Genomic DNA, 24,665 nt, shown 5'->3' with positions numbered 1-24,665 from the left:
AAGGTGGAACTGATTATGATTGTTAAAAAGTATCGTCGTATAGTTGTTTTCATCCTTTTAATCTTGTTTGGACTGGTGCTCACCTTAAGTATTTCCGCTTGGATGAATATCAGTCGTGCAAAAGCAAAGAGTTATATTCCAGAAGTCAAAATTGAGAATTCTTCTAATCGTGCGCTACAACTGGCACGGGAAGGTCAACAACGCTATAATGCTGGACAATTCGATGAAGCTGCGAAGTTGTGGGAAGAAGCAGCTGGGGCTTATAAGCAAATGGGCGATCGCGAGGGGATAAGTAAGAGCTTAATCAACAGATCCCAAGCTCTTCAAGATTTAGGATTATATCCCAAAGCTTGCAAGACTTTACTCGAAGCTTTTGCTGTTAAAAACCCAAGCTGTAGCCAAGAACAAATAGAGAGCTTCTTGACAAATCTCTCTCAACAGCAAAATTCTATTTCCCAAACCCAAGCTGTTGGTTTGCGTAGCCTTGGTGAAGTCTTGCGAAGACAGGGATTGTTGAAACAGTCCAAAAAAGTTTTGCAGCTGAGTTTGTCAGTCATGAAGGAATCACCTGAAGCTAGTGCTGTTTTGTTGAGTTTAGGTAACACGGAACGCGCTTTAGGAAAGCAAATACGAGACCGATGGGACTATGAAGTGGTCACTGAAATTATAGACCGCAAATCTCAGGAAGCTGCTTTAGCACCTTACCAAGAAGCATTAAAGAACTATGTTCAAGCAGCAACGGTGACATCAGCTTTACCAATTTCTAAAATTCAGGCACAACTCAATCACTTCAAGCTATTACTAGAGATCGAAAAATGGTGGGAAGAGCAAACAAATCGGCGTATCGCTTCTTGGTCTAAGTTTGGTGAACCTCAGTTGGTGGAACGGGCGAGGGATTTTTTAACTCAGTTAAAGGTGAAGTTGGATCGAGATGTACAAGCTGTGCAAAGTCAGATTGAATCCACTCTTGCTACTCTGCCTCTAAATCGTACAGCAATTTACGCCCAGATAAACTTTGCTCAAGGTTTAATGCAAAACAAACAGACAGACAAAGTTGAACCTATTTTGAACTCGGCGCTGCAAAAGGCTCTAAGCTTACAAGACAGACGATCGGAAACCTATGCTCTGGGTTATCTCGGTAAATTATACCAACAACAGGGGCAGCTAAGTCGGGCACTTCAAATGACTCGACAAGCTCTGATTTTAGTGCCAGGACAAAATGTCACAGGAGATACACGTGAAATTACTTATCTTTGGCAATCTCAACTAGGGAGTTTACTGAGAGAACAGGGAGATACAAAAGGAGCAATTGCTGCTTACACAGGTGCTTTCAACACTCTCCAGTCTCTCCGTAACGATTTAAACGCAAACAATCGCGATATCCAGTTTGACTTTCTCCAAGAGGTGAAACCTGTGTATCTAGAACTAGCGGATTTGCTTTTGAAATCAGAACTGAGTCCAAACGAGCTAAGTACCATAGTCGTGTCAAACCCTAGCGTGACACAGGAAAAAGTTGAGGCGAACAAGCCCAAAAGCCGCTTAGAGCTTGCCCGAAGGGTCATAGAGTCTCTACAATTAGCAGAATTAGACAATTTTTTTCAAGACCCCTGTTCTGAGGAAACGAATATTGCGTTGCAGATTGACGATCTCGATCCCCAAGCAGCCGTAATCTATCCGATTGTTTTCAAAAACCGCTTAGAAGTTATCTTATCTTTACCAGAAAAACCCTTGCAGAAAGTAGCAATTCCTGTTAATGAGGAGCAAGTGAATGACGTTCTAGATCGGCTGTATGATAACTTAGACAACGTAACTGTGAATACTTCCGCTCGCAATATCCTGTCCACTGCTAATCCAGATCCACAGGAGCTAAAAGAAAATACCCAGAGAGTTTTACCGATTTTTGAACAGCTTTATAGCTGGTTAATTCAACCTTTTGAGACAGAGTTAAATGCCAACAAAATTAAAACTTTAGTCTTTGTACTTAATGGTCAATTGCAGAGAGTGCCAATGGCTGCACTTTACGATGGTCAAAAATATCTGATTGAGAAATATAGCGTTGCGCTGGTTCCAAGCCTGCAACTCGTAGATTCTAAATTATTAAAACAGAAACAGCTTAAGGTTCTAGCAGCTGGAGTCAGCGAGCAAATTAAGGTACAAGAAGAGATTTTTCCTGCTCTAACTAACGTGCCTAAAGAATTAAATGAAATCAAAGAAGCTTTTCCAACTTCATTGAAGCTCCTTAATCAAGAGTTTACCGCAAAAACTATCCAAACCCAGCTTAAATTCAATTTTCCTGTCGTCCACTTAGCAACTCATGGGTTGTTCAGTTCTAATCCCGAAAAGAACTTTATTATTACAGGTGATGGAAAAAGTATCAGTATTAATGAGTTGAGTGCTTTATTAAGCGAAGCAGAAGAAAACTTGGATCTACTCGTGCTGAGTGCTTGCGAAACCGCTACGGGTGATGAACGTGCTGTCTTAGGTTTGGCTGGAACCGCTGTACGTTCTGGCGCACGTAGTACGATCGCAACTCTCTGGCCTGTGGGAGATGCTTCCACTGCTGAAGTTATGGGTAAATTTTACCAAGACTTAAAAAAACCAGGAGAGAAAAAATCAGATGCACTCAAGATGGCTCAATTGTCCTTGATAGAGGCGCTGAAGACAAAGCCCCCATTTGAAGAAATTAAAGCTTTACCTCCTCATCCTTATTACTGGGCTTCTTACGTTTTGGTGGGAAATTGGCAGTAGGGCTGGTTGGGGCAACAACGATAAATTGGCAAAATTGTCAACTTATCGTTGTCAGTGCTGATTGTCAACATATGATTGTCATGTGTCTATTGTGTACCACAGTAATTTTTAGCAGGTCTTGTGAACAACTTATGGTTGTCATTGGTACTTGTAGACAAATTCTGGTTGTCAGTCGGGCGCATTTAGCAAAGAATATCAACGTCAGCATGGGCATTACAGCTTAGTTTTTGCCAACTTATAGTTGTCAGCTTTGCCATCTTTTACTTGTTGTCCCACTGGTCATACCAACTTACGCCATATTCTTCAAAACAATGTCCAATTCGAGAAGCAATATATTGACCATTTTTGATATGCACTTACATAAAAAAGCATCAATACCTGAGAGACTTCATTTTTGCACGGTGTCTGGGAGCGGGTTTCAGCCTTTACTTTAGTAGTTCATTTGTTCGCATTGAAAGGGTTGGGTTTGTTAAGGCTTTGCCTAAGGCACTCTAAGCAGATTTACTGTATTAGAGTCATGAAGATGATTCAAAGTGTTAGAGCTTTTTTGCTTAGTAAGGAACTTCAGCTTCAAAATCGCCTTTTTCATACATAGCTATGGCAAATGCCACATTTATGACTACGTTGTGGACAAGTGGACCAGAAAGCGGCAAAGCCTTTAACTGTTGGTTGAACTGAATCAGTTCCACTTCCATTTGCTCTTTAAGTAAACGTAAAGCTTCACGAATTTCGGGACTCTCCAAGCTATAGGTGGCGAACGGATTGAATCCTAAATCACGCAGGACTATTGAGACTGCGTTAATCTTGCCTTCCTCCATTTCTCGCAATGCAGTCGCTAGATCGTTCGCAAGACGTACTATTCTTCCACCATATCTCATTGCTTCTTCGCACTGAATCCAAGTTGATGACGGGGTAGTTTCAAAGGCAACTACAGGTGATGCCACGAAGCGGTAACACGTTGTGATACGTGCCAGTTCTAGATATTCTTCTAAAGTGATCTGTAAATCTTGACCAGAACCGAGGCGATCAAACTGCTGAAACAGAAGACTATGCTTCCTCTCCCAGTGCATTGCTTTGACGACTGCAGTAAATTCCTTAACAAAATTGGATAAGCAGAATTCTTGAACACTGCTGCTGAGTCGTGTGTGACAAAGTTGTTTGAAACTTAAATAAATCTCGGACAGTGCCTGCGCTATCCTCCGATCTATGCTATTATCCTCCTTGTTTGGAACGGCTAGCAAGTCTGATGTGAAATTTAAGATGCCTTGCTCAATCAGTTGCTCTTTGAAAGGACTCATAATCTCCATTGCTCGAGCATCAAGATAACTAATTGAAGGACTCTCATCAAGGCGTATGTCCATAGCATATAACCAAAAACAGAGTTTCGCCAAAAGCAATGAAAGGTCATAGTCTATTGACTCTACACCGCAAATTCCATAGTAAGCACAAGACTTCACGCGTCCCTTCGCCAAATCATACCCGTATATGGGAGACCACTCCGCAATATTAAGATCAAATATAGTAGACCACTTTTCCAGTTCGGGAAGCACTCTTTGGTACATGCTTAGTCGCTGGCGTTGAAGCTCAGAATGTTGACCTGGTTTGTGCTGTTGTACAACAGCTCGCCAGTCAAAGATTTCAGAAATATTTATTGTAACTACTTTATTTTTCATTGCCATGACTTTACCTCTAAAAATCCTAAATTTGATACGACTGACGTCAAACTAGTTCCAGAGTCATTTGTAAACCATAGCGCAAGCGAAGAGTGATTCCAGGAAATGCCTCGACAAGATGTCCAGAGACACACCTTAGTCGGTACTTCTGCACGATCATGGCGACAATCAATTGTATTTCTAAAAGAGCAAGGTGTTTGCCGACACAATAGCGCGGTCCACCACCAAATGGAAAGTAGTTGTAAGAATGTCGTTGCCTATGTTCTGGAGCAAATCGTTCTGGGTCGAAAACTTCTGGTCGATCCCAGAACTCGGGCAGACGATGGGTTAAATATGGGCATAGCAAAACCGTAGTCCCTGCTTTGAGCGCATAACCATCAATAACATCATCCGCTTGGACAACTCGCGCCAAGAACCAGCCAGGTGGATAAAGCCGCATAGCTTCCTGGATAACCATTTTGGTGTAGTGTAGTTTAGGGACATCAGCAGAAGTGGGATGGCGTTTGCCAATGACAGCGTCAATTTCTGCCCGAAGTTTGCGCTCCACTTCCGGGTATTTGTCAAGCAGATACCAGATCCATGTTAGCGTGGTAGATGTAGTCTCGTAGCCTGCAAGGAAAAGCGAGAGGCTCTCGTCTCGCAGTTGTTGATCGTTCATCCCAGTCTTGCTTTCTTCATCACGAGCAAGTAGCAACCACTCAAGCAAGTCGCCGTGGTTAACGTTACTCTGGCGTCTAGCACTAATGATAGTGAGAATTGTATCGTCGGTAGTCTGGATGGCGTTGCGAATAGCTCTCTCTCCTGGTATTGGAAATTGCTTAGGGAGAAAGCAAAGGAAAGCACGACGGCTGGATTCTTCCATCAGAATCTTTAGCGCCTTGACCAAACTTTCAGCTCTAGAGTGGTTGATACTCGAACCAAATATGACGCCTAGGATAACGTTTTGTGTGAGCAGCGCCATTTCATATTCCATATTGATGGCTCCACCGTCTGCTGCTTTTTCAAAATATGCCAGATCCTGGGCAATGATCTTAACTAGAAGTTCCGTCAAAGCGTTGGCTTTGTTGGCTGTGAACATTGGCTGCATTAAGCGCCGACTGCGAAACCAGCTTTCGCCCTGACTCGTGATCAAACCGTTGCCCATCACTTGCCGAACTGGTTTCCACATAACCTCACCCTTGCCAAAATTCTGCCAATTATCGTTCAATACGTACTGAACATGGTCAGGTTGAGTGATTAGATGAGCTTGAATGGGTCCTAATTTCAGTGCAACTATCTCGCTTGGGTGCTCTTTGACAGCTCGTTGAAATAATCGCAGAGGATTACGCAATAACTCGGTTAAGACACCAACGAACGGATACCCGCGTAAGACCGGAGAAGTTTTTAGCCTGGGAGAAGAGTCAAAAGATGATTGATTGATTTGATGCTCCCGTGCTGTATCCGCGTTCTTTAAAGTTTGCTGTTGTTGAGAATAACTTTCTTTGATTGCCATGTTCTTACTACTCTATTTATTTTTGTTCATCTAGCCCATCCAGGAACAACTTGCTCATCCGCAAAAGCTCGATACAGCACCGCCAGCACCGCCGAAAATACTATTCGTAAAGGCACATATAACTCTTTATCTCGCCATAAAAGAGGTAATCTCGAATTTCCGGCTTTTTCTGTAGTAGAACTTAATTCATCCAAATGCTGCCATAAGTAGTTCACGCCCCTTCTAATAGCTTGGCTTAAGCTTGCTTCGGTTGTTAGCAATGTTTTTCCTAGTAGTTTTTGCCTAACAGCATTCAAAATCTGAAGTGCGTAAGCTGTTTCTTCCAGTGTCGAGCATTCACTGCCATTCATGCTCCAACCACCATCTTTTGCTGACTGAGTTGTTAACACCCATTCAACTGTTGGTTGCAACTTATGTCTTACAGATGGGGATAGATGTTTTGCCAAAGCCATCGTTGCAGTTGCTGTAGCGTAAAAAGGACTCAGGTGCCACTTATCTTCCCAGTAACCAGCGCTGTTCCTTGTGCTGTAAAGGTAGTCAACTACTTTATTAATACTATTGTTTTTCACAATCCAATCAGGAGGAGTGGGTACGCTTAATAAAGCGGAAAGCACATGAGCATTAGGGCTTAAAGAAATACTTCCCTCCAACTCATAGCAAGCAAAGTGAGTGTCGCGCTCAAAGTGCTGTAAACAATCTACTGATACTTTTTTCATTCCTGTTTTGTCAGCCAACAAATTATGCGCCGCCAGTACCATTGCGGTATCATCTGAGTCTGTTGGTATTCCTATCAATCGGCTGACGCTTGCTCCTTTCTGGGTTATGCTTGCTTGCAACCAGACTAATAACTTCTTTCCAACTGAGCGAAAAGCCTCATCATTGAAATCGACCCCTCCTTGGAAAAGGTTGTATAAGACCCAAGAACCCTCAAAAACATCAATTGAATAGGCATTGGGCATAGCACCCGGATCGCCAATCCTGCGAGCTTGATTCGATAAGTGTGTTAACCAATCAGCAGCAGGTGTATCCCATTCAGGACTATGAATTAAAACAGCAGCAGTCGCTGCAGGTGAGTTGCCATAGCTACCGTTGGCTACCTGTAGTGCCTTCAATCGCTGAAAATCAACAAAAGGGGCGAAAGCTTCTATAGAATGAATCAAGCCAGATTTGCCGCTGTAAATCAGTTCCAGGGAGGCAATGCTCAATTTATGATGATAAATTTTTAGCAATTCAGCTTTACCTGGAAACTCAAACACCACACCCAAGTTTTCCAGTTCTTCCAAGTGTTTTGGAACTAAAATTTCAAAAGCAACGCTTTCGTGATTAGCGATTGACCATTGTCTTAAGGCAGTCCGTAGATGCGCCTCAGCACGCTTAGCAGAATTGCGAGTTGATTCAGTTTGCTGTGGAGCTTTCAGCAAGGCTAAAAGACCTGCTAAGGTAGGTACTATTGTCTGAGGTGGATAACCCCAACTACCATCTCTTGATTGATGCCTAAGAAGCCAGTTGAAAGAGTCTGGAAAGGCTAGCTGTTCGGGATTGTGTGGCTCTCTTACCATAGCCACCCAAGCAGTATCGTAAGCAGCGGCGGACATTTTCCCTCCACCCCACTTTTCATCATAGTCAGCTACCATCTCTTGCAGTAAAGCCAATATCATGTCTCGTAGCTTTAAGGCTAATGTACACTGACTTTGCTTGGTTAAAGAAATAACCATCTTTAGCTCTCCTTGGTTGAATTTCAAGGATGTCTTGACTGAAAATAAAGCAGCAATAGTCAAGACAGAAGGAATAAAAAACTTTTATGCTTTGTTACGAGCTTTTTTCATAGGGGACTATTAAAAATTTCCAGTTTATATACGTCTAACTCGTAGATGGCAAGTGTGTAGATTTGATTGAAGTAATATAAAATACAAGTTTTTCCAAAGGGTTTCAAAAGCTAAAAACAGCAATTTTCTTTTGGATGGAATGTACTCATTTGTAGAAGCACAAGGCAATAGCACTCCTACAGGCATACTCCATTCAATGGAAAATTAACAAATATTCTCTCATTATAAATAATTAATGTGAGTAAGTAAACTTTTTGGCAAAAAAAATTTTGTAGAATATCAAATATTTTCAATACATACAGCTTGCACATTTGTCAAGACTATTCAGAAAAAGACGACAAATGCATTTTAGAGAAAGGTTTTCGTCTTATAGTTGACTGGTGAGAGGATGGGTTATAAAAAAGTATTTTAGGCTACAAAATATATAGCGAGCGCCCTTCTGAGAAAACTTTTTTGGTTTACTGGCATTTGGTGTTAGTAATGAGTAATGAACCGCAGATGCACGCAGATGCACGCGGATATGGTTTGCTTGTGCAAGAGGCTCATAACATTTTCCTTGCCATGTTTATAGAAACATTTGAAGATGGAACGCAGTCATTTAGATAGATAACGTAGAGCGATCGCGGACTTAGATTTAAAACTGTAAAATCTTGACTTAACAATTCTACATAATAGCTGAAATTATTGCTAATCAAGGAAAAAACTCATGTATATGACTTTTTCAGACTTTCATAGATGACTTAATATGACTTTTTCAGACTTTAAGACATGACTTATTCTGACTAGTTTTTTCCGGTGAAATTTGGAAAACTGAAAAACAAGGCTGTAGTACTTTTCAGCAAAACAGATTCGTAGTTAAAAGCTTAAAACTTGTGATGTCGCACAAGTTACCTAACTCAGTAAACTAAACAATTTCAGGAGAGCGAGTCATGATTATAGTCATGAAAACCGGTACAGCTACAAAAGAGATTGAGCAAATTATTCAAGATGTCAGCCAGTGGGGCATAAAACCAGAAACCATAGAGAGTAACAACAAAGTCGTCATTGGTTTAGTCGGAGATACATCTAGTTTAAATGTTGAGCAAGTCCAACAACTCAGTCCCTTTATTGAGCAAGTTTTAAGAATTAATAAGCCTTTTAAGCGAGCATCGTTAGAATTTCGTCATGGAAAACCCAGCGAGGTGATTGTACCAACGCCCAGAGGACCTGTGGCTTTCGGTCAAGACCATCCTCTTGTCATCGTAGCTGGACCTTGTTCCGTTGAAAGTGAAGAAATGATCGTAGAAACAGCGTTGCTTGTCAAAGCAGCTGGTGCTCAGTTTTTACGTGGAGGAGCATACAAACCCCGGACTTCACCCTACGCTTTCCAAGGTCATGGAGAAAGTGCTCTCGGTTTGTTGGCTAAAGCAAGGGAAGCAAGTGGACTGGGGATCATCACAGAAGTGATGGATACCGCCGATCTGGAAAAGGTGGCTGAAGTAGCCGATGTCATCCAAATTGGTGCTCGCAATATGCAGAACTTCCCACTGCTAAGAAAAGTGGGCCCTATGGGTAAACCCGTTCTCTTAAAGCGGGGATTGTCAGCCACTATCGAAGAATGGCTGATGGCTGCTGAGTATATTTTAGCTGCTGGTAACCCAAATGTCATTCTGTGCGAACGAGGTATTCGTACCTTTGACCAAAAATACACTCGCAACGTTCTCGATCTTTCCGTACTTCCCGTGTTGCGTACATTGACACACCTACCCATCATGATCGATCCCAGTCATGCTACAGGTAAGTCAGAATTTGTACCCTCAATGGCAAAAGCCGCGATCGCAGCTGGAACAGATTCCTTAATGATTGAAGTTCACCCCAATCCAGCAAAAGCGTTATCAGACGGTCCTCAATCTCTGACATTTGAAGGATTTGAGAAAATCATGCAAGAGATAACTCCTCTGGCTCAATTCTATGGTCGTTGGAACAGATTACCTTTTGCAGTAGCAGCACCAGCAGACCTTTCCAAAAGTTTTTCAACCCCATATTTCTAATTGGGGAATGGGGAATGGGGAATGGGGAATGGGAATTTGTCATTTGTCATTGGTCAATTGTCATTTTTTCCCTCACTCCCTCCCTCACTCCCTCCCCACTCCCCACTCCCTACTCCCCACTCCCCATTCATAATAGAGGAACAACCAGTGTATCTAGATATTCATTGCTACACAACCAACGGTGGAATTTTTGTGTCTCGCTCAGTAACTAAGACTTCCATTAAAACTGGTATTGAAGAAGTGTTACTACGTCTTGACTCCCAACGCGGAGGTGTGCTTAAGAGTAGCTACGAGTACCCTGGACGTTATAAAAGATGGGAAATTGGTTTTGTCAATCCCCCCCTAGAACTAGTGACTCGTGACAACTCCTTTACAATCACAGCACATAACGAGCGGGGTATGGTTTTGCTACCTTATCTAGCAGAACTCCTTGGCAAAAACTCACATTTACAAGCAGTTATTAGAGAACACAATCGTGTTACTGGCTCTGTCCAACCAACACAACGGTTCTTTGCGGAAGAAGAAAGAAGTAAACAACCATCAGTCTTCAGTATTGTGCGAGAATTGTTATATACCTTCCACAGCCCTGAAGACCAGCACTTAGGACTCTACGGCGCATTTGGCTATGACTTGGTTTTCCAATTTGAACAAATGCCAAAGCGTATAGAACGTGCTGACGACCAACGAGATTTATTACTGTATTTACCTGATGAAATAGTCATTGTTGACCACTATTTACAAAGCGCATTCCGTTTGCAGTACGAATTTGTGACCCAGTTTGGTAGTACTCGCGGCTTACCTCGCACTGGTGAAGTGATTGATTATCGAGGTAAACGCCTGACTCCCAGTAAAACTTCCGACCATGAAAAAGGTGAGTATGAAAACCAAGTAGAGACAGCCCTTGATTACTTCCGCCGTGGCGATTTGTTTGAAGTTGTACCCAGTCAAAGCTTCTTCCAATCTTGCGAACAGCCTCCCACCGAACTATTCCGAACATTGCAGCAAATTAACCCCAGCCCTTACGGATTCATTTTTAATCTCGGTGGAGAGTATTTGATTGGTGCATCTCCTGAAATGTTTGTGCGAGTTGAAGGCAGGCGCGTTGAAACTTGCCCTATTAGCGGTACAATCAAACGTGGAAAAGATGCAATTGATGATGCCGCTCAAATTCAAAAGCTTCTTAACTCCCGTAAAGACGAATCTGAACTAACAATGTGTACGGACGTGGATCGCAACGACAAGTCGCGCATCTGCGAACCTGGTTCGGTTCGAGTCATTGCTCGCCGCCAAATTGAATTGTACAGTCATTTAATCCATACTGTGGATCACGTTGAAGGTATAGTGCGACCTGAGTTTGATGCATTAGACGCATTTCTCACTCATCTTTGGGCGGTTACAGTTACAGGCGCACCAAAGCGATCGGCAATGCAGTTTCTCGAACAACACGAACGCAGTGCTCGACGTTGGTATGGTGGTGCGGTTGGATACTTAACCTTTAAAGGAGATTTAAACACGGGTTTAATTCTCAGAACCATGCGATATGTGGACTCTATAGCAGAAGTGCGCGTCGGTGCAACAGTTCTTTATGATTCCGAACCAGAAGCCGAAGCCCAAGAAACCATCACTAAAGCAGCTGCTCTCTTCCAAACCCTCAACCAGAGCAAACAGAAAAATTCTAATTCCTGCGATCGCGTTATTGCTGATTCCTCTCAAACAAATCCTGGGATCGGTAAACGCGTCCTACTGATTGACCATGAAGATTCTTTTGTTCACACTCTAGCAAATTACATCCGTCAAACTGGCGCAACGGTTACAACACTGCGTCATGGTTTTTCAGAATCCGTATTTGATACAGAACGCCCAGACCTTGTTGTCCTTTCTCCAGGACCTGGTAGACCCAGTGACTTCCAATTAACAGAGACAATTGCAGCTTGTAAAAAACGTCAAATTCCCATCTTTGGTGTTTGTTTGGGATTGCAGGGAATTGTAGAAGCACACGGCGGTGAACTAGGAATTCTTAACTATCCTCAACATGGAAAAGTCTCTGGTGTTTCTGTTGTTGCTTCAGACTCCATCACCTTTAAAGGTTTACCACAATCATTTGAAGTCGGTAGATATCACTCATTATATGCTCTACCCAAACGTTTACCCGAAGAATTAAAAGTGACAGCACTTTCAGATGATGGTGTGATTATGGGAATTGAGCACAGGACACTAGCGATCGCAGCCGTTCAATTCCATCCCGAATCAATTATGACCATGACCGGAGGAGTCGGGCTAGAAATTATCAAGAATGTAGTCCATGCATTCACTTCAATACCTTCTGCAGCCCTGGTTGCGTAACCCCACCCTAACCCTCCCCTTGTAAAGGGGAGGGAACCGAAAATCCGATTTCCCCCCTTTCCAAGGGGGGATTAAGGGGGGTAAATCCACTTGTAAATCATCAAATGTTATTCTTATGCTTCAAATAGATAACCAAGCGATCGCTCAATCGTTCAAACCTCGCCATATTCTTGAAGAGATTGTACGTTACAAACAACAAGAAGTTTCCAAAAGACGCGAGCTATTACCTTTCCCCAATTTACTCAATCAAATTGCTACGGCTCCTTCTGTTCGAGACTTTCTCTTTGCTTTACAAAACAATTCCAAGAAACCGAGTTTAATTGCAGAAGTTAAGAAAGCTTCACCCAGTAAAGGAGTTATTTGTGCTGATTTCGATCCTGTGAAAATTGCTCAAGCTTACGAACGAGGTGGTGCTTCTTGTCTATCAGTGCTGACTGACGAAAAATTCTTCCAAGGTAGTTTTAGAAATTTGCAGGTTATCAGACAAAAGGTCACATTACCTTTGCTATGTAAGGAATTTATCATTGATGCTTATCAAATTTACTTAGCACGCGTGAGTGGTGCAGATGCTATTCTACTGATTGCTGCTATCTTATCAGATGACACTCTTCAAGAGTTTATCAATCTTGCTCGATATCTTGGCATGAGTGTTCTTATAGAAGTGCATACTCTTACTGAACTTGATAGAGTTTTGGCACTATCAAATGTACAATTAGTAGGTATTAACAATCGCAATCTTGAAGATTTTACTGTTGATTTAGAAATCACTCAGCATTTGTTAGCACAGCGCGGAGAAAAATTAGACAGCATGGATATTACAGTTGTCAGTGAGTCGGGATTGTATACATCTGCTGATTTGGATTTAGTTGCTCAGGCTGGTGCTAAGGCTGTTTTGGTAGGAGAATCTTTAGTGAAGCAAAAAAATTTAGAGCAGGCTGTTAAGGTTTTGTTGAATTTATAAACCTAACGACTGGAAGTCGTGGCTATACAAACGAAGTCCGCCTGCGCGGACTATGAAATAAATGTAAAATTTAGTCCATGCAAAGCTTTCCCAATCCAAAATCTAAAATCTAAAATCCAAAATGGTATTACCCATCAATATGACTTCTATTTCTCAACGTTTTGAATCTTTACGCAAGAATAACCAGTGTGCTCTAATTCCTTTTATCACAGCTGGTGACCCCAATCTGGAAAGCACAGCACAAGCTCTACAAATTTTAGATTCTAATGGTGCTGACTTTATCGAATTAGGAGTTCCTTACTCAGATCCACTAGCAGATGGACCAGTCATTCAAGCAGCAGCAACCCGTGCTTTAAAAAAAGAAACTCGCTTGGCTCATGTTTTGGAAATGGCTCAAGAAATAACCCCCAGTTTGCGATCGCCTCTCATTTTATTCACATACTACAACCCCATTTTAAACCTAGGTATTCAACCATTCCTCAAACAAATTGCAGCTTCAGGAATCAAAGGATTAGTCGTACCCGATCTACCTCTAGAAGAAGCCAGCGAACTGCTAAATTCCGCCACTCAAGTTGGAATCGAAACCACATTGCTAGTCACCCCAACCAGTTCCAAAGAACGCATAGAAGCAATTAGCCAACAATCTCAAGGATTTATTTACCTAGTAAGCGTCACAGGAGTCACAGGAGTACGCTCGCAACTGCAAGGGCGAGTTAAAGACGTACTAAAAGAAATCCGAAACGTTACAAACAAACCCATCGGAATTGGTTTCGGTATTTCAAGTCCAGAACAAGCTCGCCAAGCCCTTAACTGGGGTGCAGATGCAGTCATTGTAGGAAGTGCTTTTGTCCAACGTTTAGCAGAAGGAACACCCCAACAAGGACTAGAAACAATTAAAACCTTCTGTCAAGAATTGAAAGCATCAATATCAGTAGCGAATATTCGCTAAACCTCACACACAAATACATTCATCAGCGTCCGTCTGCGTTCATCTGCGGTTCAATATTCTTTAGATAAAAAGGAACTTTCAATGTTAGCAAACGATACTTCCCTCTTCACCCAACAACCCGATACACTAGGTCGATTTGGTCGATTTGGCGGTAAATACGTCCCAGAAACATTAATGTCCGCCCTCAGCGAATTAGAAATTGCTTTTAAAAAATATCAAAACGACCCCCTCTTTCAACAAGAACTCCAACCACTTCTACGCGACTACGTTGGACGTGCGACCCCTCTTTACTTTGCAGAACGGCTCACCACTCACTATCAAAAACCTGATGGAACAGGACCACAAATCTATCTCAAACGCGAAGACTTAAACCATACAGGAGCACATAAAATTAACAATGCTTTAGCGCAAGTGCTTTTAGCAAAGCGGATGGGGAAAAAGCGCATTGTTGCAGAAACAGGAGCAGGTCAACATGGTGTTGCTACTGCTACAGTCTGTGCTCGTTTTGGCTTGCAGTGCGTCATTTATATGGGCATTCATGATATGGAAAGACAAGCCCTCAATGTCTTCCGTATGAAGTTGATGGGAGCAGAAGTACGAGGTGTGGAAGCAGGGACTGGAACCCTAAAAGATGCAACCAGTGAAGCAATTCGGGATTGGGTCACAAATGTAGAAACAACCCATTACATCTTAGGTTCTGTTGCTGGACCCCATCCTTATCCCATGATTGTACGAGAATTTCAGGCAATTATTGGTAAAGAAACTCGCGTTCAATGTGAGGAAAAATGGGGAGGGCTTCCAGATATTCTTTTGGCTTGTGTAGGTGGCGGTTCTAATGCCATTGGGCTGTTCCATGAATTTTTAAATGAACAATCTGTACGCATAATTGGCGTTGAAGCAGCCGGTGAAGGTATTGATACTGAGAAACACGCAGCAACTTTAACAAAAGGACGCATAGGTGTTTTGCATGGTGCAATGAGTTTTGTGCTTCAAGATGAAGATGGTCAAATTGTGGAAGCACATTCTATTAGTGCTGGTTTGGATTATCCCGGTGTTGGACCAGAACATAGTTATTTAAAGGATATGGAACGTGCTGAATATTACAGCGTTACAGACTCTCAGGCTTTAGCCGCGTTCCAACGACTGTCTCAATTAGAAGGAATTATTCCAGCACTAGAAACATCTCATGCGATCGCATTTCTAGAAATCCTGTGTCCGCAATTAACGGGTAGCCCCCGAATTGTCATCAGCTGTTCTGGGCGTGGTGATAAGGATGTACAGACAGTTGCCAACTTGAAGAAGGGAATAGGGAGTGGGGAGTAGGGAATAGGGATTTGTAGAGACGCCCCATGGCGCGTCTCTACAGGAGAAGAAAATTTTCATTTGTTTTGGTGTACGAAAGTACTTTACGAGGAGCAAAGATTATGGTATCAGCACCAGTTCAAGTTGCAAAAGATGCTTTCAATTACGAACCTCCCAATTGGTCTGCTTTATTACAGCAATTGCTAGATGGTGAATCACTGACAGTTTCTCAAGCTTCCGATTTGATGTATGGTTGGCTGACAGAAGGTATTCCACCTGCGCTGTCGGGTGCAATTTTAGCAGCAATTCAGGCGAAGGGTGTATCTGCTGAAGAATTGTTGGGTATGGTTAAAGTTCTATATACCCAGTCCATCAAAGCGACACTACGAGACAGCGTTGTTGGTAACTCACCACTCGTTGATACCTGTGGAACTGGCGGAGATGGAGCATCAACGTTTAATATTTCTACAGCTGTTGCTTTTACGGTTGCCGCATCTGGGGTAAAAGTTGCCAAGCACGGTAATCGTTCGGCATCGGGTAAAACTGGTTCGGCTGACGTATTGGAAGCTTTGGGTTTAAATCTCAAAGCCAGCAGTAAGAGAACTCAAGAAGCCGTGGACGCAGTTGGCATTACTTTTCTATTTGCACCAGATTGGCATCCTGCTCTTAAAGCGATCGCTCCTTTACGAAAAACTCTCAAAGTCCGCACAATTTTTAACCTACTCGGTCCACTGATTAATCCTTTAAGACCAACCGGACAAGTTATTGGAGTGAATAAGCCAGCTTTGGTAGAAACGTTTGCTAAAGTTTTGTATCAATTAGGAACTCATCGGGCTGTTGCGTTGTATGGACGCGAAAAATTAGATGAAGCAGGGCTAGGAGATAAAACTGACTTAGCTGTTGTGTCTAACAAACAAATGCACTTGCTAGAACTCGATCCGCGAGACTTGGGTATTACTCCAGCGCCAATTAGCGAACTCAAGGGTGGAGATGTCCGAGAAAATGCAGAAATTCTCAAAGCTGTTCTTCAAGGGAAAGGGACTCAAGCACAGCAGGATATTGTTGCTCTCAATACAGCTTTAGCACTGTATGTTGGTGAAGCGGTATCGGAGACTGGCGATTATTTTGAGACTTTGACTAACGCCTGTGCGATCGCGAAAGATATTCTTCAAAGCGGTCTTGCTTGGAATAAGTTAGAACAACTTTCTCAATTTCTTCAATAAGTAAGAGGATTGAGGATTTGGAAGATTTTCAGTCCTCAATCAACCAATTGTTTATTTGATAAAGATCGTGATAAATATAGGACTCAGACGAACTTTAAGCATTTTTCATATACTTTTAAAGTTTATTTAAAATTCCAATAAAGAATATATTTAATGTTGTGAATTAGGTGCGAGCGTATTAAAGTGTTAGAGCACATTTATTATAAATTTATATGCGCTTACCTGTTGCTATCGCTATTGGTATGGGGATCATGCTGTCTTTAAGTTCAACCACTCCAGTATTATCTGAACCTTTCAGACGACCAACACAATCGTCAGCAGCAAATAATTTGGACTTAAGACGGTTGCGATTTAATCAAAATCTCTGGAATGAACGGAATATTGTCAACTATCGCTATACACTTAGCAATAGTTGCTTCTGTATACCTGATGCAAGAGGACCAGTCATCATTGAAGTCCGAAACGGTCAAACAACTTCCATCACTTCTGTTGAAACAGGTCAACCAGTCAGTAATCCAGAATTTTTTCAGCAATACGATACAATTCCCAAGCTTTTTAATGTAATTCAAGATGCTATTAAGCGTAGAGCAGAGAGCGTAAATGCTCAATACAATGCTAAATTCGGCTACCCAACCCAAATTAGTATTGATTACAGTGCTCAAATAGCTGATGAAGAAGTCTATTTAACTATTGAGAATTTTGCAGAAATTCGATAGAAAGCTCTTGAAAATAGGTAGTAGAGGTTAGGGGAAGAGCAAGAGCTTCACCCCATACCTAGAGGGATAAAATAAAGGTATCCTGAGACCAGAATACCTCGTTATTTCGTTCTAGTCCACCAGCGCCTATCTTCAAATTAGATTCTATTTCCTTTCAAAAGTTGGCTTTAAAATCGGTTTTTTTACCGCTTCTAATGTTTTTTCTACATAATCTAAATTAAGATGCTCTCTCAGAAAGTGTTTAAAACTCTGAATCAATATCTCTTGCGCTATGAAGTACGCGAAGTACTACAACTGTTTCATCTTGAATAGTAAAAAGGATGCGATATATCCCCCGTCCTTGTCCATAAAGTAGTTGCCGTATTTCTTCTTCAAAAGTATCACTAATAGGAGCTAAGGCACATCGAGCAGGGAAAGTACTGAGAGTTACAATAGCTTTATTTATTTCACTCACCCAGGCTTTTGCCTTCTCTGAAGAATCATTCTGCCGGATCCATTTAGCTGCTGTTTTCATATCAGCTTTTGCTACTGGAAGAATAATGACTCGATATTTCATTTCTCATCCAGCGATTGCATAATCTCCTTAAATACCTCGTCTACAGGCTCCCCTTTTCCTTCCTTCATCTCTTGCAGTGCTACTTTGACCGCTTCAATTGTCTCAAGCCTTTCGACAAGCTCAAGCAACTTTTGATAAGATTCTACATCTTGCACTACAAGCTCGGCTTTCCCGTTAACCGTTAGAACTACTGGCTTACCTGTTTTCCGTAACTGTTCCATGAACTCAGTGGTATTTCGCTTGAAGTTTGAGAGAGAATTAATACCTCTGCTGATATCTAACACATTACCTCCTAAGCAGGCACTTTTTTGGACGTACACTAAATTTAGTGCAAATTAAGTGTACACTTATCACAAGTATAATGCAAATATTTTTGAGAGTAGCGATGATATTCAAGAATCAGCTTGATATGAAGCTTACATTCATCTCTTTTTTTAAATACACGGTAAACTGAGCGAATAAATGTATTATTTGGACTTAAGCAAGTCATTATGGAGCAAATATAAAAATACCATCTGGTCAATATCATCATAAAGTATTAACTTAGGAAAAATATGCAATTAACGGCATCTTCCATACCTCAAGGATTTAGTACATTTGTGACTAATTTGGGAATACGAGATACTCGCGAGGATTTTTTATTTGTTAAATCAGACGTTGAAAGTGTTGCTGATGGAGTCTTTACTCAAAGTCTTTTTGCTGGCTCAAGCGTGACAATTAGCCGTGAGAACTTAAAGGATTCAAAAGCACAAGGAATTATTGTGATCTCTAAAAATGCAAATGTTGCTAATGGTGTTGTTGGCAAAACGGATGCAGAAGAAATTATACAAATTGTTTCTACTGAAACTGGAGTTCCAGCAAACAATATTTTGATAGCTTCTACAGGTGTCATTGGGAGACGTTACCCAATGGAAAAAATTCGAGCAGGTTTATCAGGTATAGGAAAAAAATTAGCTTCTGCTGATTTTCATTTAGCCTCTCGTGCTATTATGACCACCGATAATACACCTAAATTGGCAACACGGCAAGTTGGTAATGCCAAACTAGTAGGAATTGCCAAAGGTGTCGGTATGATTGAGCCTAATATGGCAACACTACTTACTTTCTTTTTTACAGATGCTGCAATTCCTCCAGATGTACTGCGTTCTATTTTTCGACCCACTATAGATAAAACTTTTAATTGCCTGAGTGTAGACACTGACACTTCTACTAGTGATACTGCTATTATTCTTGCTAATGGTTTGGCTGGAGAAGTTCAGGAACATGAATTTACGCGTGCATTATATGAAATTGCTCATGAGTTAACCTTAATGGTTGCGCGAGATGCAGAAGGCGCTACTAAAGTGATTGAGGTGATGGTAGATTCAGCTAGCAATTATGCACAAGCTAGACGAGTTGCCAAAGCAATTGTGAATTCGCCATTGGTGAAAACTGCAGTGTATGGAGCAGATCCAAATTGGGGAAGAGTGGCTATGGCGATGGGAAAATGTGAAAGCGCTCGCGAAATCAATCCAGATAATGTTGTCATTAGATTTGATGATATTCAACTTTATCCGAATAGTTCAAATGAGGAAAATCTCGAACAATTGCGACAAGTTATGTCAAAGGATAAAGTGAATATCCATGTAAGCCTTAATATTGGTGAAGCTTCTGCAACTGTATGGGGGTGCGACTTATCAGAAGGGTATGTAGACACTAATTCTAAATATTCAACTTAGTTAGTGGTTAGTTGTTAGTGGTTAGTTGTTAGTGGTTAGTTGTTAGTGGTCACTGGTCACTGGTCACTGGTCACTGCTAACCTAACCTCATGTTGAACTGGTAAACCAGTAAGAAAAGCCCTATTTTCACTAATATGAGGGACTTTCAATTGCCCATCTGGAATGCCATTTTGCAGTTGGCGTTGGCGGAGGGTCGCAAAGCTACCTGGCGCTAAGATTCGGAGTCGGGGAGGTGGTACTTGATCCCGGCGGTTGACTTCGTAGGAAATATGAATTTCCTTTAGCTTGCTGTCAAAGTTGGCTAGGAAGGCTTGGGGATTGCTGAGTGTATGACCAGAGGCAAGTTCAATGTTTACTAAATAGTAGGATGGGAAATCATTTTCGGACAAGGTGATACAAAAATCTTCTAAGGGTACGCTGAAGTCTCGTTGCAAAGCCTGCATTACTTGTGTTACGTGAAATTCAGTTGTCTTCTCATTTATTGCAGAAAGCAGTCCGCCTCGACGGTAGCGAAAAACGATTAGGGGTGTTTGTTCGTAAAACCCAAGAACTTCCACAATGTCACCAATGTCGTAACGGTAGAAACCACTATAATTAGTTACCAAAATGCGATACCGCTCTCCAGTTTTTACTTCATTGGCTAGTAAGGTTTTGGGATGCTCTGCTTCCCATTGGTCTTCTGAAATAAACTCAAAAAAGCCCTGCTCAATCGCTAAGATACTGCTATCGTCATTCAGGTCGTGGTAAATGCTAAAAATAGCTTCTGAGGTGGAATAGCCTGCGCCAAATTCTGGTATATCTCCAAAGTAGGTAGGAAATCGCTCAAAATAAAAGTCTGACGTTCCTCCACGTGCAGCGATAATAAATGACAAATTAGGCCAAGCGAGTTTGGGGACTATTCGTCCAAGGGATTTCCAGATTTCTTTTAATTGTGCGGCTCGCTTGGGATTGGCAAACCATCCCTTCTCTAATTTTGCTCGCAGTTCTGGATCGATTTTTAACCAACTTGCGATCGCTCCAGTATCGATATCTCGGATTAATTCTTCTGCGTAGCGTTCTAAATAACTGCAATTCCGCAATATAAGCATGGGAAAGCTTTCCGCCATCCCCCGCATGGACTCTTCACGCAAGGCGAATAGCAAACAAATATAATGACGCGCCAAGCTATCCGCTACCTGTAGGGTTTCATAAGGGTTAGCAAATAGCTGCTGACAGATAAACTTACTCATGCGAAGGTTAACTTCACCAGCTGTGCCATACTCAATACCGCCAGTGGTACGTCCTTGCAGCTGTACTGACTTGGTCACCATTATTTTACCAAACTCTAGCCCCCGTGCTGAAAGCGCCTCACATAAAAAGCCAGTACTCGTCCAATAAGCCCTTTCCAAAGATTTCTGAGTTCGCCGAGTCACTGGGACTAGTTTCTTTTTTCCAGTCGAACCACTAGTCTGAATGAGGTGAGCCACTGGTTCTGCTGTCAGAATGTTTGCTTCACCTTTTGCTATGCGCGTAGTATAAGGTTCATAGCTGCTGTAAGGTAGAATTGGGACTTGCTCTCGAAAGCGATCGATAGTTTTGATATCTCTTAGCCCATATTTCCGACCTAGTTCAGTATCTTGATGTGCCAGCAACAGGTTGCGTAAAAAATTCTCTTGCACTGCACTGATTCGACGAGTTTTTCTCACAAAATTTGCTTTCGACTGTCTGGCTGCAGTGCTTAAAAGTGAAAAAAAGAAATTTGCCATTGAGGTTTTGTAAAAGTCAGAGCTTTTTGTGAAAGAATTACTGTATATCAGTCTATCCACAGGTGCTGATTTTACATCAGAAAGCTTTGTTATGCTGAAAGTCATTTTATGAATAACTCATAAAGTTGAAGCTAACGGGAGCTATTTTGGTCTTTTATGTGTCTACTTCTGCATCCTGGTATGTTAACTGGTAACTAAGTAACTCAGACATAGATGACCAACATTTCTTTTTCTAAGCAGGCTCCCACACTATTAGTACTATTGGCGGCAGGCTGTCTAACTAGCATGACGGGTGGTATCGTGGCACCTGTTTTTCCAGAGATTGTAGAGCAACTACGGATCGATCCGGGGTGGGCAGGAACTGTTGTCAGTATACACACTTTGATGACCGCCCTCTCCAGTCCAGTGCTGGGTATTTTGGCAGACCGTATCGGTAAACTGAAAGTCTTGATTTTCTCTCTAATCTGCTATGCTTTGTTTGGCGCAGCAGGGGGCTTAATGCAGAACTTTGACTCTCTGCTATGGACGCGTGCTCTATTGGGTGTAAGTAATGGCGGTATTGCAGCTGCCAGTATAGGTCTGCTGGGTGGTATGTATGAAGGAGAGTCGCGATCGCGAGTTATGGGTTACGCTACTAGTGCGCTAGCAACTGCCAGTATAATCTTTCCTCTCTTAGGCGGATGGTTAGGGTCTACTCACTGGCGATTTGCTTTCTGTCTTTACGTCTTGGCATTGCCTGTAGCGCTAGCAGCAGCGTTGGTTTTAAAAAAAAGAAAGTTTCAACAAGCAGCGACTCTTGACTTAACTAACACCCAAAAGCTAAGTACAAGCCTGCTAAAGCCTAGTGTTCTGATACTTTTGTTGGTACTGGGACTTGCCTCAGGTATATTCTATGTCGTGATTGTTTATGCTCCTCTTTATTTTAAAGCTGCCATTGGAGCTGATACGGTACTCAATGGCGCGATTCTCGCTTCAAGAGCCATCGGCGCGGCTATCATGTCCGCAGTAGGTGCTAGTTTGCTAGCCAAGAGATTCGGGGTTACCCCAGCTATTGGTGTGGGCTTTGGGTTGATGGCGCTCACATTAATCACAATTCCCCATCTGCAACACATTCAATTAGCTTTGATCGCTGCGCTTTTATTTGGAATGGGATTTGGCATCGTTATGCCCAATCTTTACAGTATATTATCTGACTTATCCCCTGTAAATCAGCGTTCTGGTATATTGGCGATCGGCACGGGAATTTCTTCCTTAGGACAATTTTTGTCCCCAGTTTTTCTCGGACCCGTGTGGAAAAGCAGTGGTGAAACCGTGTTTTATGTAGCAGGTGCTGTAGGGATCGTCATTAGTTTTCTCAGTTTCTTAAGCCAAAAAAACATTAACAGTGACCAGGGATCGGTGACCAGTGACGGTTCACGGTGATATTGTGAACTTGTGTCAAGACGCTGGATATTCTCTCACGTCCATCCCACTGGAAAATCCATTTTTCACATCGGCAATATCCACTTCCCCAGTAACTTTCACATTCACATTCCCAGCATCTTTAGATCGGCACTTTTAAGTTGAAGTAGCAAACAAGTAATTTTCCAAACTCTTGGGTTAGCCTAAAATGGAGGAGGAATTTCCAACTGCTTGCATATTCTCAGTGCTGTGTATTCAGGAATTTCTCTGTGACGAGGTACGGAGGTACGATGGCTGTTTGCAGGGTTTTCCCAGATAGAATGCTCTCCTCCCTCACGTACCAATATACAATCGTGCTGGCTCAAATGACGAATTAAATCTCGGCGCTTCATGATGCAGCTAGATCGGGAACAATTCGTATACGAGAAGCTGCTGAGAGAATCAGGTGAATAGGTTCTTCTAGATCGGCCTCAGGATCTGTAAATAGCGGATTAGGCTTAGGCAAAGGTTCACCATTGACCAGGTTTGTCTCCGCCATCTCAACAAGTGCATTTGCCAATGAACTTCGCGCTTTTTCCAAATTAGGAGCAAACGTAATTGTTCCAGGGAAGTCTAGTACCTCCCCATGCACGCCCTCATTGAGAAACTTATACATTGCTTTATAAGTTAGCATTCTCGTTAGTGATAGAACTTACTACTTAACTTAGTTTTATCAGCAGGCACTTCAAATAAACGATTTTTACCAGCAGTGGTAGAGATTTTACTGCTATTATAGCAACTCCAATCAAATTTGTACCTCCACCACCTCCTTCTAATAAGGGTACAGCAGGCGATCGCGGAGGTGCTGCTAGTCGTGGGTATAGTAGTAAGAACAATTCCCTCATAGCATTGAATGATAATACCTTGTGAATTGCTAGCATGACAATAAAATATTTTTTATTAAATAAAAATCAAGTATTTTATACTAATGAAATTTCAATCTCATTAACAAAAAATGTATGACTGCCGACCCACTTTTCTATGAAATATTCAAAGAAATACCTGAATTATTCTTTGAACTCATCGGTCAACCAGAGTAGGGCAAACGCATTAAAACTTGTCAAAAATGAGCTTGACAAAAATACGTAGATATGGATGGGGATGCTTGTCAGAGATTTAGTAAATGAAATTATTACGAAAAGACAATTGGGTCGGGCGGCGTGAAAAACAACCCTATTGGAGTGATAAAAAGAATTGGAAAGTATAATAGAACTAGCTTTCAGACTTAATGCTGAAGCCAAATTTGAATTTGTATCAAAATCAAAACTCCCAGAAAATGAATATGTGACAAAATCAAGATTCGGGTGTGGGTTGCGATCACTGGTTTTTGCGATCGCAACCCATACCCGAATCCAATAAAATGGAGATAGTTATTCTCATAAATTGTCATAAGTTGATTTAGCCTCCGTGTAGTAGTTAAAATGATTGTGTGATTAATTCAGTAGAAAGTTCAGCACATGAAATTATCACGCCACGGGAACAGGGGAGGAAGACGTGAAAATGCGGGTAGAAAAGCAATTTGGAATAATAAAGACACAATTACGATTCGTGTACCAAAAGTTCTGGCCACACAAGTGATGGAGCTAGCTCATAGACTTGATTCTGGGGAAAGTTTTGAAAATGTGTCACAATCAAAACGAGCAGATTTTGACTTAATCACGAAATCATCGGATTGCGCTCGCGAAGCGGCTGCCTTGCAGCATCGCCAAGATGAAATTATCACAAAATCAAGGCCGGGGTTCGAGAGTGAATTTGAAACAATCACAAATTCTATGTTAACCAATTCGGACAGTATTGAAAATGTTACAAAATCAATTAGGATGAATGAGGCAATTGAGTTAGCCAAAAAAATTCTCAAACACAAAAAGTCAGCTCGTCAAACAGTTGCCAAGCTTCTTTCAAAGCTTTATTCAAATGCCATATCATTTAATGATTTAAAATAA

The 24,665-nt window shown here is 41.8% G+C and carries 22 protein-coding genes; 12 read left to right on the top strand and 10 right to left on the bottom strand.

The features are described 5' to 3' along the window. Positions 1 to 15: 15 nt before the first annotated feature. A complete protein-coding gene (locus WA1_RS37385; RefSeq protein WP_017749315.1) occupies positions 16 to 2,748 on the top strand; it encodes a CHAT domain-containing protein in 2,733 nt (910 codons plus the stop codon). 551 nt (positions 2,749 to 3,299) lie between these two features. Here the strand turns inward: WA1_RS37385 and WA1_RS37380 are convergent. Genes WA1_RS37380 through WA1_RS37370 form a run of 3 tightly spaced genes read right to left on the bottom strand, consistent with a single transcriptional unit; the run spans position 3,300 to position 7,628 of the window. Further along, positions 3,300 to 4,427, bottom strand: coding sequence for a terpene synthase family protein (locus WA1_RS37380; protein ID WP_017749314.1), 1,128 nt, complete (start codon positions 4,425 to 4,427; stop codon positions 3,300 to 3,302). Positions 4,428 to 4,467: 40 nt separating this feature from the next. Beyond that, entirely contained in the window at positions 4,468 to 5,913 is a 1,446-nt protein-coding gene (locus tag WA1_RS37375) for a cytochrome P450 (protein WP_017749313.1), read from the bottom strand. A 26-nt stretch (positions 5,914 to 5,939) separates the two neighbouring features. After that, a complete protein-coding gene (locus WA1_RS37370) occupies positions 5,940 to 7,628 on the bottom strand; it encodes a prenyltransferase/squalene oxidase repeat-containing protein (protein WP_017749312.1) in 1,689 nt (562 codons plus the stop codon). A 591-nt stretch (positions 7,629 to 8,219) separates the two neighbouring features. Between WA1_RS37370 and WA1_RS60665 the strand changes: the two genes are divergently transcribed. From WA1_RS60665 to WA1_RS37335, 8 genes are all read left to right on the top strand, one after another. Then, on the top strand, positions 8,220 to 8,345 hold the full coding sequence (locus tag WA1_RS60665) for a hypothetical protein (RefSeq protein WP_017749311.1): 126 nt from the start codon (positions 8,220 to 8,222) through the stop codon (positions 8,343 to 8,345). A gap of 323 nt (positions 8,346 to 8,668) precedes the next feature. Continuing rightward, positions 8,669 to 9,769, top strand: a complete 1,101-nt coding sequence (aroF, locus tag WA1_RS37365) for a 3-deoxy-7-phosphoheptulonate synthase (RefSeq protein ID WP_017749310.1) — start codon at positions 8,669 to 8,671, stop codon at positions 9,767 to 9,769. A gap of 147 nt (positions 9,770 to 9,916) precedes the next feature. Then, positions 9,917 to 12,112 (top strand): anthranilate synthase, encoded by a 2,196-nt coding sequence (locus tag WA1_RS37360; protein WP_026135300.1) that lies wholly within the window; start codon positions 9,917 to 9,919, stop codon positions 12,110 to 12,112. 115 nt (positions 12,113 to 12,227) lie between these two features. Next, positions 12,228 to 13,073: an indole-3-glycerol phosphate synthase TrpC gene (gene trpC, locus WA1_RS37355; protein WP_017749308.1), complete on the top strand. Its 846-nt coding sequence runs from the start codon at positions 12,228 to 12,230 to the stop codon at positions 13,071 to 13,073. A 139-nt stretch (positions 13,074 to 13,212) separates the two neighbouring features. Then, the gene (trpA, locus tag WA1_RS37350) at positions 13,213 to 14,022 is read left to right on the top strand and encodes a tryptophan synthase subunit alpha (protein WP_026135299.1); all 810 of its coding nucleotides are present in this window, start codon (positions 13,213 to 13,215) and stop codon (positions 14,020 to 14,022) included. A gap of 81 nt (positions 14,023 to 14,103) precedes the next feature. Continuing rightward, positions 14,104 to 15,345 (top strand): tryptophan synthase subunit beta, encoded by a 1,242-nt coding sequence (trpB, locus tag WA1_RS37345; RefSeq protein WP_017749306.1) that lies wholly within the window; start codon positions 14,104 to 14,106, stop codon positions 15,343 to 15,345. Between the two features lie 101 nt (positions 15,346 to 15,446). Then, positions 15,447 to 16,547, top strand: coding sequence for an anthranilate phosphoribosyltransferase (gene trpD, locus WA1_RS37340; RefSeq protein WP_017749305.1), 1,101 nt, complete (start codon positions 15,447 to 15,449; stop codon positions 16,545 to 16,547). A gap of 212 nt (positions 16,548 to 16,759) precedes the next feature. Beyond that, entirely contained in the window at positions 16,760 to 17,263 is a 504-nt protein-coding gene (locus tag WA1_RS37335) for a DUF6174 domain-containing protein (RefSeq protein ID WP_017749304.1), read from the top strand. 241 nt (positions 17,264 to 17,504) lie between these two features. Here WA1_RS37335 and WA1_RS37330 read toward each other — a convergent pair whose 3' ends face one another. Both WA1_RS37330 and WA1_RS37325 read right to left on the bottom strand, forming a co-directional pair. Next, a complete protein-coding gene (locus WA1_RS37330) occupies positions 17,505 to 17,819 on the bottom strand; it encodes a type II toxin-antitoxin system RelE/ParE family toxin (RefSeq protein WP_017749303.1) in 315 nt (104 codons plus the stop codon). Then, positions 17,816 to 18,103 (bottom strand): type II toxin-antitoxin system Phd/YefM family antitoxin, encoded by a 288-nt coding sequence (locus WA1_RS37325; protein ID WP_017749302.1) that lies wholly within the window; start codon positions 18,101 to 18,103, stop codon positions 17,816 to 17,818. Before WA1_RS37325 ends, WA1_RS37330 begins: the two co-directional genes overlap by 4 nt. A gap of 270 nt (positions 18,104 to 18,373) precedes the next feature. Here WA1_RS37325 and argJ point away from each other — a divergent pair, with 270 nt between their 5' ends. Further along, on the top strand, positions 18,374 to 19,537 hold the full coding sequence (gene argJ / locus WA1_RS37320; protein ID WP_017749301.1) for a bifunctional glutamate N-acetyltransferase/amino-acid acetyltransferase ArgJ: 1,164 nt from the start codon (positions 18,374 to 18,376) through the stop codon (positions 19,535 to 19,537). A gap of 56 nt (positions 19,538 to 19,593) precedes the next feature. Here the strand turns inward: argJ and WA1_RS37315 are convergent, their stop codons facing one another. Further along, the gene (locus tag WA1_RS37315) at positions 19,594 to 21,282 is read right to left on the bottom strand and encodes a GH3 auxin-responsive promoter family protein (protein WP_017749300.1); all 1,689 of its coding nucleotides are present in this window, start codon (positions 21,280 to 21,282) and stop codon (positions 19,594 to 19,596) included. Positions 21,283 to 21,495: 213 nt separating this feature from the next. Here WA1_RS37315 and WA1_RS37310 point away from each other — a divergent pair, with 213 nt between their 5' ends. Further along, complete coding sequence (locus tag WA1_RS37310) at positions 21,496 to 22,704, top strand: MFS transporter (RefSeq protein ID WP_017749299.1); 1,209 nt, start codon at positions 21,496 to 21,498, stop codon at positions 22,702 to 22,704. 182 nt (positions 22,705 to 22,886) lie between these two features. Here WA1_RS37310 and WA1_RS53845 read toward each other — a convergent pair whose 3' ends face one another. From WA1_RS53845 to WA1_RS57565, 4 genes are all read right to left on the bottom strand, one after another. Beyond that, positions 22,887 to 23,075 carry a type II toxin-antitoxin system HicA family toxin gene (locus WA1_RS53845; protein WP_081403017.1) on the bottom strand — a complete coding sequence of 63 codons (189 nt, stop codon included), beginning with the start codon at positions 23,073 to 23,075 and terminating at the stop codon, positions 22,887 to 22,889. Continuing rightward, on the bottom strand, positions 23,072 to 23,356 hold the full coding sequence (locus WA1_RS37305) for a type II toxin-antitoxin system HicB family antitoxin (RefSeq protein ID WP_017749298.1): 285 nt from the start codon (positions 23,354 to 23,356) through the stop codon (positions 23,072 to 23,074). Before WA1_RS37305 ends, WA1_RS53845 begins: the two co-directional genes overlap by 4 nt. Before the next feature lie 25 nt (positions 23,357 to 23,381). Beyond that, entirely contained in the window at positions 23,382 to 23,603 is a 222-nt protein-coding gene (locus tag WA1_RS55920) for a hypothetical protein (protein ID WP_148662851.1), read from the bottom strand. A gap of 344 nt (positions 23,604 to 23,947) precedes the next feature. Further along, positions 23,948 to 24,112, bottom strand: a complete 165-nt coding sequence (locus tag WA1_RS57565; protein WP_158516742.1) for a hypothetical protein — start codon at positions 24,110 to 24,112, stop codon at positions 23,948 to 23,950. Positions 24,113 to 24,179: 67 nt separating this feature from the next. On the opposite strand from WA1_RS57565, the gene WA1_RS37300 reads away from it, so the two are divergent. Further along, positions 24,180 to 24,665: a hypothetical protein gene (locus tag WA1_RS37300; protein WP_017749297.1), complete on the top strand. Its 486-nt coding sequence runs from the start codon at positions 24,180 to 24,182 to the stop codon at positions 24,663 to 24,665.

The organism is Scytonema hofmannii PCC 7110, from assembly GCF_000346485.2.
Taxonomy (GTDB): domain Bacteria; phylum Cyanobacteriota; class Cyanobacteriia; order Cyanobacteriales; family Nostocaceae; genus Scytonema; species Scytonema hofmannii.
The sequence above is the reverse complement of the archived record's forward strand: the minus strand, read 5'-3'. Positions and strand labels throughout refer to the sequence as shown.